This is a genomic window from Microbacterium sp. 1.5R (genome assembly GCF_001889265.1).
GTDB lineage: Bacteria > Actinomycetota > Actinomycetes > Actinomycetales > Microbacteriaceae > Microbacterium.
This window is the reverse complement of the sequence record NZ_CP018151.1, coordinates 1,172,809-1,188,020: the sequence shown is the minus strand read 5'-3', so window position 1 is coordinate 1,188,020 and position 15,212 is coordinate 1,172,809. Positions and strand designations below refer to the sequence as shown.

The 15,212-nt window shown below is 68.2% G+C and carries 13 protein-coding genes; 7 read left to right on the top strand and 6 right to left on the bottom strand.

Annotated features, from left to right (window positions below; translation table 11 throughout):
• Positions 1 to 37: 37 nt before the first annotated feature.
• Genes BMW26_RS05560 through BMW26_RS05540 form a run of 5 tightly spaced genes read right to left on the bottom strand, consistent with a single transcriptional unit; the run spans position 38 to position 5,430 of the window.
• On the bottom strand, positions 38 to 874 hold the full coding sequence (locus BMW26_RS05560; RefSeq protein WP_072590993.1) for an ATP-binding cassette domain-containing protein: 837 nt from the start codon (positions 872 to 874) through the stop codon (positions 38 to 40).
• Positions 871 to 1,734, bottom strand: coding sequence for an ABC transporter ATP-binding protein (locus tag BMW26_RS05555; RefSeq protein WP_072590992.1), 864 nt, complete (start codon positions 1,732 to 1,734; stop codon positions 871 to 873). The genes BMW26_RS05560 and BMW26_RS05555 overlap by 4 nt, the downstream gene beginning before the upstream one ends.
• Entirely contained in the window at positions 1,731 to 2,711 is a 981-nt protein-coding gene (locus BMW26_RS05550; RefSeq protein ID WP_053095558.1) for an ABC transporter permease, read from the bottom strand. Before BMW26_RS05550 ends, BMW26_RS05555 begins: the two co-directional genes overlap by 4 nt.
• On the bottom strand, positions 2,704 to 3,699 hold the full coding sequence (locus BMW26_RS05545) for an ABC transporter permease (RefSeq protein ID WP_053095557.1): 996 nt from the start codon (positions 3,697 to 3,699) through the stop codon (positions 2,704 to 2,706). Before BMW26_RS05545 ends, BMW26_RS05550 begins: the two co-directional genes overlap by 8 nt.
• Before the next feature lie 39 nt (positions 3,700 to 3,738).
• Positions 3,739 to 5,430, bottom strand: a complete 1,692-nt coding sequence (locus tag BMW26_RS05540; RefSeq protein WP_053095556.1) for an ABC transporter substrate-binding protein — start codon at positions 5,428 to 5,430, stop codon at positions 3,739 to 3,741.
• 243 nt (positions 5,431 to 5,673) lie between these two features.
• Here BMW26_RS05540 and BMW26_RS05535 point away from each other — a divergent pair, with 243 nt between their 5' ends.
• From BMW26_RS05535 to BMW26_RS05505, 7 genes are read left to right on the top strand one after another with little or no spacing between them, the layout of a single operon-like run.
• Positions 5,674 to 6,390 (top strand): NUDIX hydrolase, encoded by a 717-nt coding sequence (locus tag BMW26_RS05535; RefSeq protein ID WP_072590991.1) that lies wholly within the window; start codon positions 5,674 to 5,676, stop codon positions 6,388 to 6,390.
• On the top strand, positions 6,387 to 7,724 hold the full coding sequence (gene nadA / locus BMW26_RS05530) for a quinolinate synthase NadA (RefSeq protein WP_072590990.1): 1,338 nt from the start codon (positions 6,387 to 6,389) through the stop codon (positions 7,722 to 7,724). Before BMW26_RS05535 ends, nadA begins: the two co-directional genes overlap by 4 nt.
• On the top strand, positions 7,721 to 9,235 hold the full coding sequence (gene nadB / locus BMW26_RS05525; protein WP_072590989.1) for an L-aspartate oxidase: 1,515 nt from the start codon (positions 7,721 to 7,723) through the stop codon (positions 9,233 to 9,235). The genes nadA and nadB overlap by 4 nt, the downstream gene beginning before the upstream one ends.
• Positions 9,235 to 10,086, top strand: a complete 852-nt coding sequence (gene nadC / locus BMW26_RS05520; protein WP_072590988.1) for a carboxylating nicotinate-nucleotide diphosphorylase — start codon at positions 9,235 to 9,237, stop codon at positions 10,084 to 10,086. The genes nadB and nadC overlap by 1 nt, the downstream gene beginning before the upstream one ends.
• Before the next feature lie 5 nt (positions 10,087 to 10,091).
• The gene (locus BMW26_RS05515; RefSeq protein WP_072590987.1) at positions 10,092 to 11,231 is read left to right on the top strand and encodes a cysteine desulfurase family protein; all 1,140 of its coding nucleotides are present in this window, start codon (positions 10,092 to 10,094) and stop codon (positions 11,229 to 11,231) included.
• 36 nt (positions 11,232 to 11,267) lie between these two features.
• A complete protein-coding gene (locus BMW26_RS05510) occupies positions 11,268 to 12,215 on the top strand; it encodes a glycosyltransferase family 2 protein (protein WP_072590986.1) in 948 nt (315 codons plus the stop codon).
• A 20-nt stretch (positions 12,216 to 12,235) separates the two neighbouring features.
• On the top strand, positions 12,236 to 13,009 hold the full coding sequence (locus BMW26_RS05505) for an SDR family NAD(P)-dependent oxidoreductase (RefSeq protein WP_072590985.1): 774 nt from the start codon (positions 12,236 to 12,238) through the stop codon (positions 13,007 to 13,009).
• A gap of 7 nt (positions 13,010 to 13,016) precedes the next feature.
• Here the strand turns inward: BMW26_RS05505 and BMW26_RS05500 are convergent, their stop codons facing one another.
• Positions 13,017 to 15,062, bottom strand: coding sequence for an ABC transporter ATP-binding protein (locus BMW26_RS05500; protein WP_072592242.1), 2,046 nt, complete (start codon positions 15,060 to 15,062; stop codon positions 13,017 to 13,019).
• Positions 15,063 to 15,212 lie beyond the last annotated feature (150 nt).

Genomic DNA, 15,212 nt, shown 5'->3' with positions numbered 1-15,212 from the left:
AGGGGCGCCAGGCGAGCGCGGCGTCATCCACTGAAGGTCAGCGACCCGCCAGCTCGGCTCTGACCTCGTCTCGCAGACGCCCGAGGTTCTCGGGCTCGGGCGCGGCGCCCAGCAATGTCCTGGTGTACTCGTGCTGCGGATTGAGGATGACCTCGTCGGCTGGGCCGCGCTCGACGACATCACCCTTGTAGAGCACCATGATCTCGTCGCTGAAGTGACGTGCCGTCGCGAGATCGTGCGTGATGTAGAGCACGCCGAGGTTCTCCTCCCGCTGCAGGTCTGCCAGCAGGTTGAGCACTCCCAGTCGGATCGAGACATCGAGCATCGAGACCGGCTCATCCGCGACGATGAACCGCGCGCCCGGGGCGAGCGCACGAGCGATCGCCACCCGCTGCCGCTGACCACCGGACAGCTCATGCGGGCGACGTTCCGCGAAGCTCTCGCCGGGCGACAGCCGCACGCGCTCGAGCAGCTCGATCGCCCGCGCCCGCACCTGGGAGCCAGACAGCTTGGGGTGGTGGAGCCGGATCGGCCGCTCCAGGTGATGGATGATCGTGTGGAACGGGTTGAGTGACGCGAAGGGGTCCTGGAAGACCATCTGCACCTGGGAGCGGTAGTCCTCCACGGCGCGGCCGCGCATGCCCGAGTCCTTGCCGTCGAGCAGGATCTGCCCGCCCGTCGGCGTCTCGAGCTTCATCAGCATCCGGGCGATCGTCGACTTGCCCGACCCGGACTCGCCGACGAGAGCGACCGTCTTCCCCGCTTCGATGGTGAACGAGACGTCCTTCACCGCGTGCAGGACCGACGTCTTGAGGCCGGATCGCAGCGTGAAGTCCTTCACCAGGTTGCGGGCTTCGAGGGTGGGAGCACTCATCGGACCTCCTCCTGACTGGGCTGGTTGCCGGTGCGGACGAAATCTCCGCGCTCGCCGGTCAGACTCGGGAAGCTCGACAACAGCTTCTTGGTGTATTCATGCTGGGGCGTGCGGTAGATCTCCTCCGCGGTGCCCTCCTCGACGATCTGCCCCTGCAGCATCACGGCGATGCGGTCGCTGATCTCGATCAGCATGGGCAGGTCGTGCGTGATGAAGATCACCGCGAAGCCCAGCCGCTCACGCAACCTCATGATCTCGCGGATGATCCCGCGCTGCACGACCACGTCGAGCGCCGTGGTCGGCTCGTCCATGATCATCACCTGAGGGTCCAGCGCGAGCGCCATCGCGATCATCATGCGCTGACGCATGCCACCGGACAGCTCATGGGGGAAGCTCGTCAGTCTCGACGGGTCGACCCCGACCAGGGTCAGCAGCTCTTCGGCCCGCGCCTGCTTGTCCTTCTTGGATATGCCGGGGCGATGGGTCTCGAAGATGTCGAAGATCTGCGCCTTGACGCTGATGACCGGATTGAGCGAGTTCATCGCTCCCTGGAACACCATCGAGATCTTGTCCCAGCGGAAGGCCCGCAGCCCATCGCCGTCGAGAGCGACGATGTCGATGTCGTGGCCGTCGCGGTCATGGAACACGATCTCGCCGCTGGTCATGAGCGCAGGAGCCTTGAGCAGCCGATTCATGCCGTAGGCGAGCGTCGTCTTGCCGCAGCCGGACTCACCGGCGAGGCCGAGGATCTCGCCTCGGTTGAGTGTGAGAGAGACGTTGCGGACCGCCTTCACGGGCGGATCCACCTCGTACTCGATCGACACGTCGCGTGCGGTCAGCACGGCATCCGGAGCGCTCATGCGGCGACCCCCTTCGTCTTGGCGGCCTTGCGCACGCGCCGAGCGGCGTCGGGTGCATTGCGGAGCTTGGGGTTGATGACCTCGTCGATCGCGAAGTTGATGAGCGAGAGTCCCGCGCCGAGCATGGCGATCATGATTCCCGGTGGGACGAACCACCACCAGGCGCCTCGTCCGAGCGCCTGCCCTGACTGCGCGTCGTTGAGGATCGTCCCCCAGGTGATGGAGGAGTTGGGGCCGAGACCGAGGTATGAGAGTCCGGCCTCGCCGAGGATCGCGAAGATGATCGCGAACAGGAACTGCGCGGTGAGCAACGGCAGCAGGTTCGGCATGATCTCGACCAGGATGACGCGGAAGGATCGCTCTCCCGCGACCTTGGACGCGTAGACGTAGTCACGCGTGCGCAGAGATCGGGTCTGCAGCCTGAGCACGTAGGCGGCACCGGCCCAGGACGTGATGCCGAGCACGAACGCGACGAGCTGCCAACTGCGCTGCGGGACGAAGGAGGAGATCACCATCACCAGCGGCAGGCCGGGGATCACGATCATCACGTTGGTCAGCAGCGCCAGGGTGTCCTCGCGCCATCCGCCGAGGTACCCCGCGAGGACTCCGAAGACAAGCGACAGGATGATGGCGATTCCGCCCGCTACCACGCCCACGAGGAGCGAGCCCTGGGCGCCGATGGCGAGCTGGGCGAACATGTCGTTGCCGAGCTTGGTGGTGCCCAACCAGTGCTCCGGCGAGGGCGGGAGCAGTGCGGGGTTGTCGGTGCTTCGAGGGTCCTGCGAGAAGATCGGCGCGATGATCGCGAACAGCACGATCGCGATCACGATGCTCGCGCCGATGATGAATTTCGTCGATGAGGTGGGAAGGACGCGGCGGCGTCTGCGGCCCCGCTGGGTGGCGAGAGAGATCGTGCTCGCAGGCTGGGTCATGGGCTGATCCTTCGTGATCAGCACTGTGTTCTCGGTGTCAGACATTCTGGCGAGCCCTCGGGTCGATGAAGCCATAGACGAGGTCCATGATGAAGTTGGCGGCGAGCACCGTGATCGTGATGACGAGGAAGAGTCCCTGCATCAGCGCGTAGTCGTTGTTCGTGACCGCCTGGAACATCAGCTTCCCGATGCCCGGGTAGGTGAACACCTGCTCCATGACGATGGAGCCGGCGACCACGAATCCCAGGGTGATCGAGAAGCCGGCGATCGACGGGATCGCGGCATTGCGGGCGGCGTACGTCGTCATGATGCGACGCGGACGGAGCCCCTTGGCCTCGGCCGTGAGCACGTAGTCCTCGGCCATGGTCTGCACCATCATGTTGCGCATCCCGAACATCCAGCCGCCCACCGACGAGATCACGATCGTCAGTGCGGGCAGGATGGCGTGCGAGAGCGCATCCATGAAGAACGCCCAGGTCGGCTCGGGACCGTCCGGGAAGTCGAACACGTCGTAGCCGCCGAAGATCGGGAACCAGCCGAGCCCGACCGCGAACACCGAGACGAGCAGCAGCGCCATCCAGAAGTACGGGATGGACTGCAGCACGGTGGTCGCCGGGATGAGGTGGTCGACCCACGTTCCGCGCTTCCATCCCGCCCAGGCGCCGAGGACGACGCCGAGGATGAAGGAGATCACGGTCACCGTGCCGACGAGGATGAGCGTCCAGGGCAGCGCCTGCCCGATCAGCTCGCTCACCGGCGCGGGGAACTTGGTGACGGAGATGCCCAGGTCGCCCTGGAACATGCGCCCCCAGTACGCGATGTACTGATCCCAGAGGGACGAGTCATCACCGCCGAGAAGCAGCTTGATGTTGCGGATCGTGGTCTCGGAGACCTCGCCGCCCGCTCGCTGCATCTTGGCGATCATGATGTCCGCCGGGTTCCCCGGCATGAGCCGGGGAAGCAGGAAGTTGAGTGAGATCGCGGCCCATAGCGTGAACGCGTAGAACCCGATTCTTCGTGCATAGAACTTCATGTCACTGACCGTGCTTCCTGCTCCCCCGACTCCATGTGCTTAGTTCGCCGGCTCGAGCTGCGTCAGGACGTAGCCCGCCGCGATCGCACCCCAGGACGGCGGGAAGGCGTAGAGGTCCTCCTCCGTCGGCCATCCCGTGAAGTCCTTCGTGTTGTAGAAGGTCTGCGTCGCGTTGATCACGAGCGGGATATAGGGCAGATCACGGACGATCTCGGTCTGGATCGTGCCGTACAGCTCCTTCTTCTCTGCCTCGTCGTTCGTGCTGATCGCGGCCTGGACGGCCGTGTCGACGACGGGGTTGCTGTATCGGCTGAAGTTCCAACGCCCCGCGGGCACCTCCGAGCCCACCGCTGCGGTCGAACCGACGGTCGTGCCGCCGAACCAGTCGCGGTAGATCTGGAACGGGTCGGCCACCGAGGTTCCGACCACACCGCCGACGATCAGCTGGAAGTCACCGCCCTGACGGGCGTCCGAGAATTCCTGCCACTGCACCGTGGATGCCGTGATCTTGATGCCGGCAGCCTCTGCCTGCTCGGCGATCAGCTTCGCCGCATCGTTGTAGTCGGTCCAGCCGTCGACCGAGATCAGGCTGAGCTCGAGCGGCACGCCGTCCTTCGCGTAGAAGTCGCCGTCCTTCGTGTAGCCGGCGGCCTCGAGGATCTCGCCAGCCTCGTCGGCGTTCGCCTCCTGGGGGCTGATCTCGTTGGCGGAGTCCGCGACCCACTTCTCGTCACGGGGCAGCAGCGCGAAGGTCGGCGAGATGTCGCCGGTCAGACCGACGAACGCCTTGTCCTTGATGGCCGCGCGGTCGATCGCGACGTTGAGCGCCTGTCGAACCGCGACGTCGGTCTGGGGACCCGTGCAGCCGAGCTCGGCGTTCGAGCACGTGTACAGGACGGTCGGGTCCTGCGGCGTGTTGATCCAATCGATCGCTCCGTTGCCCGTGACGTCGTCCGGGTTCGGGATGAACATGCCCGTCCAGTCGAGCTTGCCGGCGGCGAGCAGGTCCTGTGCGGTCTGGTTGTTGTCGACCGCGATGTACTGGACCTTCTTGACTCCGAGCTCGTCGGCGTCGCGGAAGTTCTCGTTCGCGACGAGCGTGTACGACTCGCTCGTCGTCTTGTCGACCACGTAGGCGCCGGAGCCGACAGGCTCTTCGTTGGCGAAGTTCGCGAAGTCGGTGACCTCCGCCCACACGTGCTCGGGGAGGATGTAGGTCGAACCGAGGCGCTGGAACTCGGTCGTGTACTGCGCGGTCGTGTACGTGAGGACGACCGTGGTGTCGTCGGTCGCCTCCGCCGAGACGAGACCGTTGCCCTCAGGGTTGTTGGCCTCGTAGGTGAAGGAGAACGCGACGTCCGCGGCGGTCAGCGGCTCTCCGTCGCTCCACTTGAGATCGGGCTTGATGGCGATCGTGATCACCGTGCCGTCCTCGTTGTATTCGTACGAGTCTCCGATCAGACCGACGGGCTCGGAATCCGCCGTCTTGTTGAAGAAGAACAGCGGCTCGTAGATCGGCCCGAGCGCACCGTGGAGCACGGTCGGGGCGAACGGGTTGTAGTTCGCGGTGATGGGGGTCTGGCTGCCGGCCCAGACACGAAGAGCACGGTCGCCATCGCCACCGCTCCCCTCGTTGCCTCCGCCTGCGCCACAGGCCGTCAGGCCCAGGGCGAGGACGGATGCCCCCGCCACAGCGGTGAGCGCGATCTTGCGCCTTCCGTTACGGATCATTCTGTATTTCCTCTCGGTGCTGCACTGCAGGAGGGATTTCTCCGGGTGGAGTCGAACTCCGGACGGAGTTCGCAACAGATCCCGAAAGGGATTTGTTAGGACAGTAACCTAACAAATCCCTTTCATAGCGACAAGAGTCCAGAACGCTGGTATATAACGTTTCGGCCTCAGGGGCGGTGGCGTCATGAAGATGCACTAACAGTCGAGATGACACTAAGATCGGAGCAGGAGGTTAAGGTACATATGACCCAAAGCAGAGGCATCGACGTCGCCGTGTCGACCGTGATCCTCACCCTTCGACGCGCCGAGGACGGCTCGGCGGTGCTCGCGCTGCCACTCGTGCTGCGCACGCGCGAGCCGTTCGCCGGCCAGTGGGCCCTCCCCGGCGGCTGGCTCACCGAGACCGAATCGGCTGTCGACGCCGCAGCCAGGACTCTGGCCGAGACGACGGGACTGACGCCGAGCTATCTCGAGCAGCTCTACGCCTTCGGGGCCGTCGACCGCTCCCCCACCCGCGTCGTGTCGATCGTGTACTGGGCACTGCTCCGCCAGGATGACGTCGACGCGCAGAGCGCGGCGCATCGGGCATCCGGCAAGGCTCCGGAGAACGTGCGCTGGGTCGACCTCGATGAGCTCCCGGCGCTGGCCTTCGATCACACGAAGATCGTCGAGTACGCCCTGTGGCGACTGCGGAACAAGGTCGGCTACAGCCGCGTCGCCCACGGCTTCCTTCCTGCCGAGTTCACCCTGGCGGATCTCCGCGAGGCGTACGAGGCCATTCTCGGCAAGCACCTGGATCCGGCCAACTTCCGCCGCCAGGTCGAATCCGCCGGCAACCTCCTTCCCACCGACCGGTTCCGCACCGGCAACCACCGACCCGCCCGCCTGTACCGCTACAACACCGACGTCGAGCTGGCCGATCACGGCCCCCTCGGCCCCGAGGAGACGAGCACCCGATGAGCATCACCTTCGTTCCCACACCGGTCGTCCAGCCGATCGACGCCTCTGTCGATCACGCGATCCAGTCGATCGTGTCCGGCGCCTCGACCGACGCGACGTGCGCGACCGACCTCGCCGCCGGCCCCTGGGACTTCGACTCCCGCCCCGGATACGGCCCCGGGTCGTCGATGGGCGACGTCATCCCCACCGGCGCTCCGCGGCAGGGAGAGCTCCCCGCCGAGTACCGAGAGGCCGGCGAGGCCGACCTCGACGAGCGCATCCGCATCGCGAAGGCCACCCTCGGTGACCGCGCCGTCGTGCTCGGGCACTTCTACCAGCGCGAAGAGGTCGTGCGGCACGCCGACTACGTGGGCGACTCGTTCCAGCTCGCGACCGCGGCGAAGGAGCGTCCGAACGCCGAGGCGATCGTGTTCTGCGGAGTGCACTTCATGGCCGAGACGGCTGACCTGCTCTCGGGACCCGACCAGGCCGTGATCCTGCCCAATCTGGCGGCCGGATGCTCGATGGCCGACATGGCGGACATCGATCAGGTCGAGGACTGCTGGGAGCAGCTCGCGGACGTGCTGGGCGACCTCGACACACCCGATGCGGGTGGACGAGTGCCGGTGATCCCCGTCACATATATGAACTCGTCGGCCGCGATCAAGGGCTTCGTCGGGCGCCACGGAGGAATCGTGTGCACCTCCTCGAATGCGCAGACCGTACTCGAGTGGGCGTTCGAGCGCGGTCAGCGCGTGCTCTTCTTCCCCGACCAGCACCTCGGCCGCAACACCGCGAAGGCGATGGGCATACCGCTCGAGCGGATGCCGATGTGGAACCCGCGCCAGGCGCTCGGCGGATCCTCCGCGGCACAGCTCGTCGACTCGCAGGTGATCCTCTGGCACGGGTTCTGCTCGGTGCACCGCCGTTTCACCGTGGATCAGATCGACCAGGCGCGGGCCGAGCACCCCGGGGTCCGGGTGATCGTGCACCCTGAGTGCCCGATGGCCGTCGTGGACGCGGCGGACGAGGCGGGATCGACCGACTACATCCGTCGGGCGATCGCCGCGGCGACCACGCCGACCACCTTCGCGATCGGCACCGAGATCAACCTCGTCCGTCGCCTCGCGGCGCAGTTCCCCCAGCACGAGATCTTCTGCCTGGACCCGGTGGTGTGCCCCTGCTCGACGATGTACCGCATCCACCCCGGGTATCTCGCCTGGGTGCTCGAAGAGCTCGTCGCGGGCCGCACGCCGAATCGGATCACGGTGACGGCGGACGTGGCCGACCCCGCCCGCATCGCCCTCGAACGGATGCTGGCGGCGAAGCCGCCCGTGGCGGCGAGCGCCCGATGAACGTCGTCGTCGTCGGCTCGGGCATCGCCGGACTCACGACGGCCCTGCACGCGCACGAGACCGGTCACTCGGTCACGGTCGTGACGAAGGGTGCGCTGGGCGACGGCTGCACGGGGTACGCGCAGGGCGGCGTCGCCGGAATCTACGGCGTCGGCGACTCGGCGGCACAGCACGCCGCAGACACCATCGATGCCGGAGCAGGACTCTCGGATCCCGCCGCGGTCGATGTTCTCGTGCACCAGGGCGCGACCAGGATCGCGGAGCTGATCGCCCGAGGCGTCGCGTTCGACCGCTCACTCGACGGGCGGCTGCTGCTCGGGCGGGAGGCGGCGCACCGTCACGCACGCATCGTGCACGCCGGAGGGGATGCCACGGGAGCAGAGATCACCCGGGCGATGGTGGCCTCGGTCCGCGACGCGGATGTCACCGTCGTGGAGGGCGCCTTTCTGGCCGACGTGATCGCCGAGGACGGCGTCGTGCGCGGCGTGCGGGTCCAGGTCGGCGGGGCGGTCTCGGAGCTCTCCGCCGACGCGGTCGTGCTCGCCACGGGCGGCGCAGGGCACCTGTATGCGCACACCACGAATCCCCTCGGCACCACGGGCGACGGCATCGCCGCCGCCGTGCGGATCGGGGCCGCGGTGGCCGACCTCGAGTTCGTGCAGTTCCATCCGACGATCCTGGCCGAGGGTCCCGCCTTCCTCGTCTCGGAAGCGGTCCGCGGCGAAGGGGCGACGCTGGTGGACGCCGACGGCCGGCAATTCGTCTTCGACAGCCACCCGGACGGCGAGCTCGCCCCGCGCGACGTCGTCGCGCGGGCGATCGCCCGCCAGTCCGCCCGACAGGGCTCCCCGGTGCGTCTCGACGCGACCATGATCGGCGGACTCAGACTCGCGCAGCGATTCCCGACGATTGATCGCGTGACGCGGGAACGCGGTCTCGACTGGGCCTCCACTCCGATCCCGGTGACACCCGCCGCCCACTATCTGATGGGAGGCGTCGTCACCGACCTCGACGGGCGCACCTCCGTCCCCGGGCTCTTCGCCGTGGGCGAGGTCGCGCGCACCGGCGTGCACGGCGCGAATCGTCTCGCCTCGAACTCGCTGCTCGAAGGCGCGGTCTTCGGAGCCCGCGCGGCAGCCGCGCTCGGCACGCCCTGGCAGCATCCTCCCGTCAGCTCGCAGCGCGGCTCGGCGCCTCGCGCACCTCTGTCCGAGGAGTCGGAATCTACCGGCGAAACCGCTGTCGGCGACGACTTCAGCCGCGCCGCCCTGCAGCGCCTGATGTGGGACCACGTCGGCCTGCTGCGCTCGGAAGAGGGTCTGCGACACGTCGCAGCCACTGTCGGCCGCTGGCTCAGCGCGGTTCCCGAGCCGGCCACCGTCGCCGAGCGCGAGGATGCGAACCTCCTCCTGCTCGCCCGCGCGACCGCGTCTGCCGCGCTCGGTCGCACCGATTCCGTCGGTGCGCACTTCCGCGAACCCCTCGCCTCACCTCTCCTGGAGACAGTCTGATGCTCACCGCCGCCCACATCACCCGCGTCGTCAGCGCAGCCCTCGAGGAAGACGCCCCCTGGGGCGACCTGACGAGCGCGACCCTGCTTCCCGCGGATGCCACCGCCACTGCCGACCTCGTCGCCCGCGAAGCGGGCACCTTCAGCGGCGGCGAGGTGTTCGCGGCCGCGTTCCACCTCACCGATCCGGCGATCGCGGTCGACGTGCATGTGGGCGACGGAGACGCCTTCGATGCGGGCGACGTGCTCGCCTCGGTATCCGGCTCGGCCCGCGGCATCCTCACCGCCGAGCGCATCGCTCTGAACTTCACCCAGCGGATGAGCGGTGTCGCGACAGCCACCGCCGCCTACGTGCGCGCGGTCGAGGGGACATCGGCGCGGATCGCCGACACGCGGAAGACGACCCCGGGCATGCGAGCGTTCGAACGGCATGCGGTGCTCTCGGGCGGTGGTCACAACCACCGGTTCTCGCTGTCCGATGCGGTGATGGCCAAGGACAACCATCTCGCGGTGCTGAAGCGCTCGGGCGTCGACCTCGCCTCGGCTCTGCGGGATGCGCTCTCCCGACTGCCCCACACGACGCACGTGGTCGTCGAGGTCGACCGGCTCGATCAGATCCCCGCCGTGCTCGACGGGGGCGCGCACACGGTGCTGCTCGACAACTTCACTCTCGACGACCTGCGCGCCGGGGTCTCGATGATCGGCGATCGCGCGCAGGTCGAAGCCTCGGGCGGGGTCGCTCTCGACACGGTCGGGGCGATCGCGGCGACCGGGGTCGACGTCATCTCGGTCGGCGCCCTGACGCACTCCGCCCGGGCGCTCGATCTCGGTCTCGACGTGCGGATCGACTGACGGGGATGCTCTATCTCGATCACGCCGCAACGGCTCCGGTGCGACCGGAGGTCGTCGAGGCCATGCGCCCGTTCCTGACCGGGGTCTTCGGCAATCCGTCGAGCCACCACACGTACGGTGAGGCCGCGGCGAGCGCACTCGACGACGCACGGTCGCGGGTGGCCCGAGTGCTGGGCATGCGCGCGGGCGATGTAATCTTCACATCCGGTGGAACGGAATCGAACAATCTCGCGGTGAAGGGCATCGTGCTGGCAGCCCTCGCACGCGGTCGCCGGCATCTGGTCGTCTCGCCGATCGAGCACGAGTCGATCCTCGAATCCGCCGACCACCTGCGGCGCTTCCACGACGTCGAGGTGACGCCGATCCCCGTCGACGGCCTCGGCAGGATCTCCGTCGCCGCTCTGACGCAGGCCCTGCGCGATGACACCGCACTGGTCGCCTTCGGACACGCCAACAACGAGATCGGCACGGTCCAGGACGTCGCCTCCCTCGCAGCAGCCGCGAGGGAGGCAGGCGTCCCGGTGCATGTCGACGCCGTGCAGTCTGCGGGGTGGCTGCCGCTCAGCGGCCTCGGAGCGGATGCCGTCGCGATCGCCGGGCACAAGCTCGGAGCTCCGAAGGGGGTCGGAGCGCTCGCCGTGCGAGGGCGCGTCGCGCTCGAGCCGCTCATGCACGGGGGCGGCCAGGAACGAGGACGCCGTTCGGGCACCGAGAACGTCGCCGGCGCGGTGGCCCTCGCGACAGCGCTGGAGCTCGCCGACGCGGAGCGCGAGGAGGCGAGCGCCCGGGTCGCTGAGTCGACGGGGCGCTTCATCGCCGCGGTGCACGCACTCGTGCCGCAGGCGGCCCTCACCGGCGACCCCGTGACACGGCTGCCCGGCACAGCGAGCTTCACGTTCGCCGGAGTCAGCGGGGAGGCTGTCCTGCTCGAGCTCGAGCGTCGGGGCGTGGTGTCGTCGAGCGGTTCTGCCTGCGCCGCCGGAAGCGACGAGCCCTCGCATGTGCTTCTCGCATGCGGGATCTCCCCCGCGGTCGCGCAGACCTCTGTGCGGTTCACCTTCGGACGCGAGGCGCTCCCGCACGACCTGGCCGAACGGCTCGCCGGGCTGGTCGCCGAATCGGTGCGCGCGGTCACCCACCCCTGAACGACGAGCCCGACCGGCCGGCCATAGACTCGGCTCGTGACCGCCTCCGCCCCGATCGTGACCCTGATCGTCCCCGGCCGCGACATCGGCGCCTTCGCTCCTGCCGCACTCGAGTCGCTGCGCTCGCAGACCGAGACGCGGTGGAACGCGATCCTCATCGACGACGGATCCACAGACGACACGGCGGAGATCTTCGCCGCGGCAGCCGCATCGGATCCTCGGTTCCGGGCGGTGCAGCACGAGGCGTCCCGCGGCCTGGGTGCCGCGCGGAACGCCGGCATCGACCTCGTCGACACTCCCCTGATCGGCTTCCTCGACGGAGACGACGAACTCACGCCCTCTGCCCTCGAACGACTCGTGGGGACGCTCGCCGAGACCGGCAGCGATTTCGTCGCCGGCGCCTACGTGCGGTCGCGCTTCGACGGCGAGCGCTACGTCGCGGGGCGCGTGCAGCCGTGGGTGTCGGCAGCGACGTCGCCCGAACGACTCGCCACCACGATCGCGGAGCACCCTCGAGCGAGCGCGAACATCGTGGCTTGGTCGAAGGTCAGCCGCACCGAGTTCTGGAACGACTTGAGGTTCCCCGAGGGCGTCGCCTACGAGGATCAGGTGGTCGCCCAGCTGATGTACACACGGGCGCGCAGCTTCGATGTCATCCCCGACACCGTGGTGCGCTGGCGCCTGCGCGCGGACGGCACCTCGATCACGCAGGGGCGTGCGAAGCTCCCCGTGCTGCGCGACTATCTCACGGCTCTGCGCGGAGGAATCCGCGTGCTGCACGAGGCGGGGGCACAGGCCGCCGTCACCGCCCGTCTCGAGCTGATCCTGGCCATGGACATTCCGCCGCTGCTCGAGATCGCGCGCACGCACACCGAACCGGACTACTCAGACGAGGTCGACGCGTTCGTCGCCGAGATCGAAGCACTCCCCGAGCACGCCGCCGCCCGCCCCGATCCCGCCCTCACCGCCGCGCTGGCGTGGTGAGACCCGCACTCTGGAGACCGATGAACCAGTACCTCGCCGACCTCTTCTCGCTCGAGGGGCGCACCGCCGTCGTCACCGGTGGCAGCTCGGGCATCGGACGCGGCATCGCGACGGCACTCGCGAGCGCAGGCGCCTCGACCGTGATCGTGGCGCGCGGTGAAGCGCGGATTGCCGAGACCGTGGCGGAGCTCACCCGCGCCGGATGCCGGGCGGCAGGAGTCGTCGGAGACCTCGGCACGCGGGAGGGAATCCGAGCCCTCGCTGAAGCGGCCGTCGCGCCGTTCGGCGAGCCGGACATCCTGGTGAACTCCGCAGGGATCAACATCCGCCCGCCGTTCTCCGAGATCACCGAGGACGACTGGGACGCGACGATGACCGTGAATGCGCTCGCCCCTTTCCTGCTCGGCCAGCGCTATGCCACCGGCATGGCCGAGCGGGGCTACGGGCGCCTGATCCACATCAGCTCACAGCAGGCGCACCGCGCGTTCGTCGGCAGCGGCGTCTACGGCGCCTCGAAGGGAGCCGTGGAGTCGCTGATGCGCTCGGAGGCCGAGGCATGGGGAGGCACCGGAGTCACGAGCAACAGTCTCGTCCCCGGGTTCGTGCTCACCCCGCTCAACGCCCGGCTGCAGGAGGACCCCGAGCAGATCGCCGCCCTCGCCGCACGGACCATGATCGGACGCAACGGACTGCCGTCGGATTTCGCGGCCGCGGCCGTGTTCCTCGCCGGCGCCGGCTCGAGCTACGTCACCGGGCAGTCGCTGTTCATCGACGGCGGCCTGTCGGTGCACTGAGCACGTCTCACCCCTCGGCCGGGTAGACCCGCTCGTCGGCACGGGACACGTCGAGCAGCGGAACCGGAGCGGTGAGCGCGTCGACCGCATCGGCCCCGGCGGAATCCTCCGGAGCCCGGTCGGCCCGACGGTGGGCGAGGGCGGCGCGCACGCCTCCCGAGACGGCCGTCTCGACGGCCCTCTCCGTATCGAGCACTCGCGAAGCGGCCACCTGCTGCGCGGCGAGCTCGGCATAGAGGCCGCCCCGCGCGAGGAGCTCGGCGTGAGTGCCCGACTCCACGATCAGGCCGGCTTCGACGACATGGATGACGTCGGCACCCATGATCGTCGAGAGTCGATGCGCGATCGTCAGCGTCGTGCGCCCCTTGGCCGCTTCGTCCAACGCCTCCTGCACGACGCGCTCCGACACCGTGTCGAGAGCGGACGTCGCTTCGTCGAGCAGCAGCACGGGCGGATCCTTCAACAGCACTCGGGCGATCGCGATGCGCTGCTTCTCACCGCCCGAGAGACGGTATCCCCGTTCTCCGACCACGGTGTCATAGCCGTCTTCGAACCCGCTGATGATGTGATGGATGTTTGCTGCGGTGCAGGCGGCGATCATCTCCTCGTCCGTCGCGTCGGGTCTGGCGTACAGCAGGTTCTCGCGGATCGTCGCGTGGAACAGGTACGTCTCCTGCGAGACGATGCCGACCTGGTCGATGATCGACTCCTGCGTGAGGGTCTTCACGTCCGCTCCCGCGAACAGCACCGCGCCGGCATGCGCCTCGTACAGTCTCGGCGCCAGATACAGCACCGTCGTCTTGCCCGCACCCGAGGGACCGACGAATGCGACGTGCTGACCGGGCTCGGCCACGAAGGATACGCCCTGCAGGGTGGGGCGAACATCGGGTGCCGCGTCCGGATAGCGGAAGACGACGTCGGCGAACTCGATCCGTCCCCGTGGCCCCGGCGCTTCAGCGACCGTGATCGCATCCGGGGCGTCCTGGATCTCGGGCACCAGGTCGAGGTACTCGAAGATGCGCGCGAACAGCGCAGACGACGTCTGGAGGTCGAGCGACACCCGCATGAGGCCCATCAGCGGCTGCAGCAGACGGGCCTGGACGGTCGTGAAGGCGACGACGGTTCCCGCGGTGATCGCGCCGGTGCCGCCGGCGATCAGGTAGCCCGAGACGAGGTAGATGACCGCGGGGACGCTCGCCATCAGCACCTGGACGACCGCGAAGAAGCCCTGCCCGCTCATCGCCCGCCGTACCTGCAGCCTCACCTGGTTGCGGTTCTCGGCCTGGTACCGCTGCGATTCGGTGCGCTGTCGGTTGAACGCCTTCGACAGGAGCATCCCCGACACGCTCAGAGTCTCCTGCGTGATGGAGGTGAGCTCGGACAGCGACTCCTGGGTCTCGCCGGCGATGCGCGCACGGACCTGCCCCACGCGTCGCTGCACGATGATGAGGAACGGCATGAGCACGACAGCGATCAGCGTGAGCCGCCAATCGATCAGGATCATCGCGACGAGGGAGGCGATGACCGTCACGACATTGCCGAGGATGCTGGTCACGGTGTTGGTCAGGACGCCCGAGACGCCGCCGACGTCGTTCTGCAGACGCGACTGGATGACGCCGGTCTTCGTCCGGGTGAAGAATCCGAGCTCCATGGCCTGCAGATGCTCGAACAGCCGGACCCGCAGGTCGCCCGTGACGCTGTTGCCGACGGTCGAGGTCAGCCAGGTCTGCGCGACGCCGAGGACGGCGGAGAGGAGGAAGAGCCCGACCATCGCCGAGACCAGCCAGATCAGGAGCTGCAGCTGGGGGCCACCGCCGTCGACGGGGAAGAGCGCGTCGTCGAAGATCCGCTGCACGATCAGCGGCGGGATCACGGCGATGGCGGCGCCGATCACAACCAATACGCCGGTCCAGAAGATGCGCCAGCGGTACGGACGGAACAGCGCGATCACCCTGGATCCGAGCCCGCTGATGCGCGGTGCCTCGGCGTTGAGCCGACGCTGTGCGCTCTCGTCCACACCGCGGAATCCCCCGCGTCCACCACCCATGCTCATGTCGCCAGCGTAGTCAGCACGCATGACCCCGGGACGCGCTCAGCGCGGGCGTCCGTCCGCTGAGAGCGGATTCAGAGGGATCCGGAATGAAATGTCCGAACCTGTGGTTACGCTGAGTGGTCCCCGCGCACTCGCGCGATCTCCCCCTCT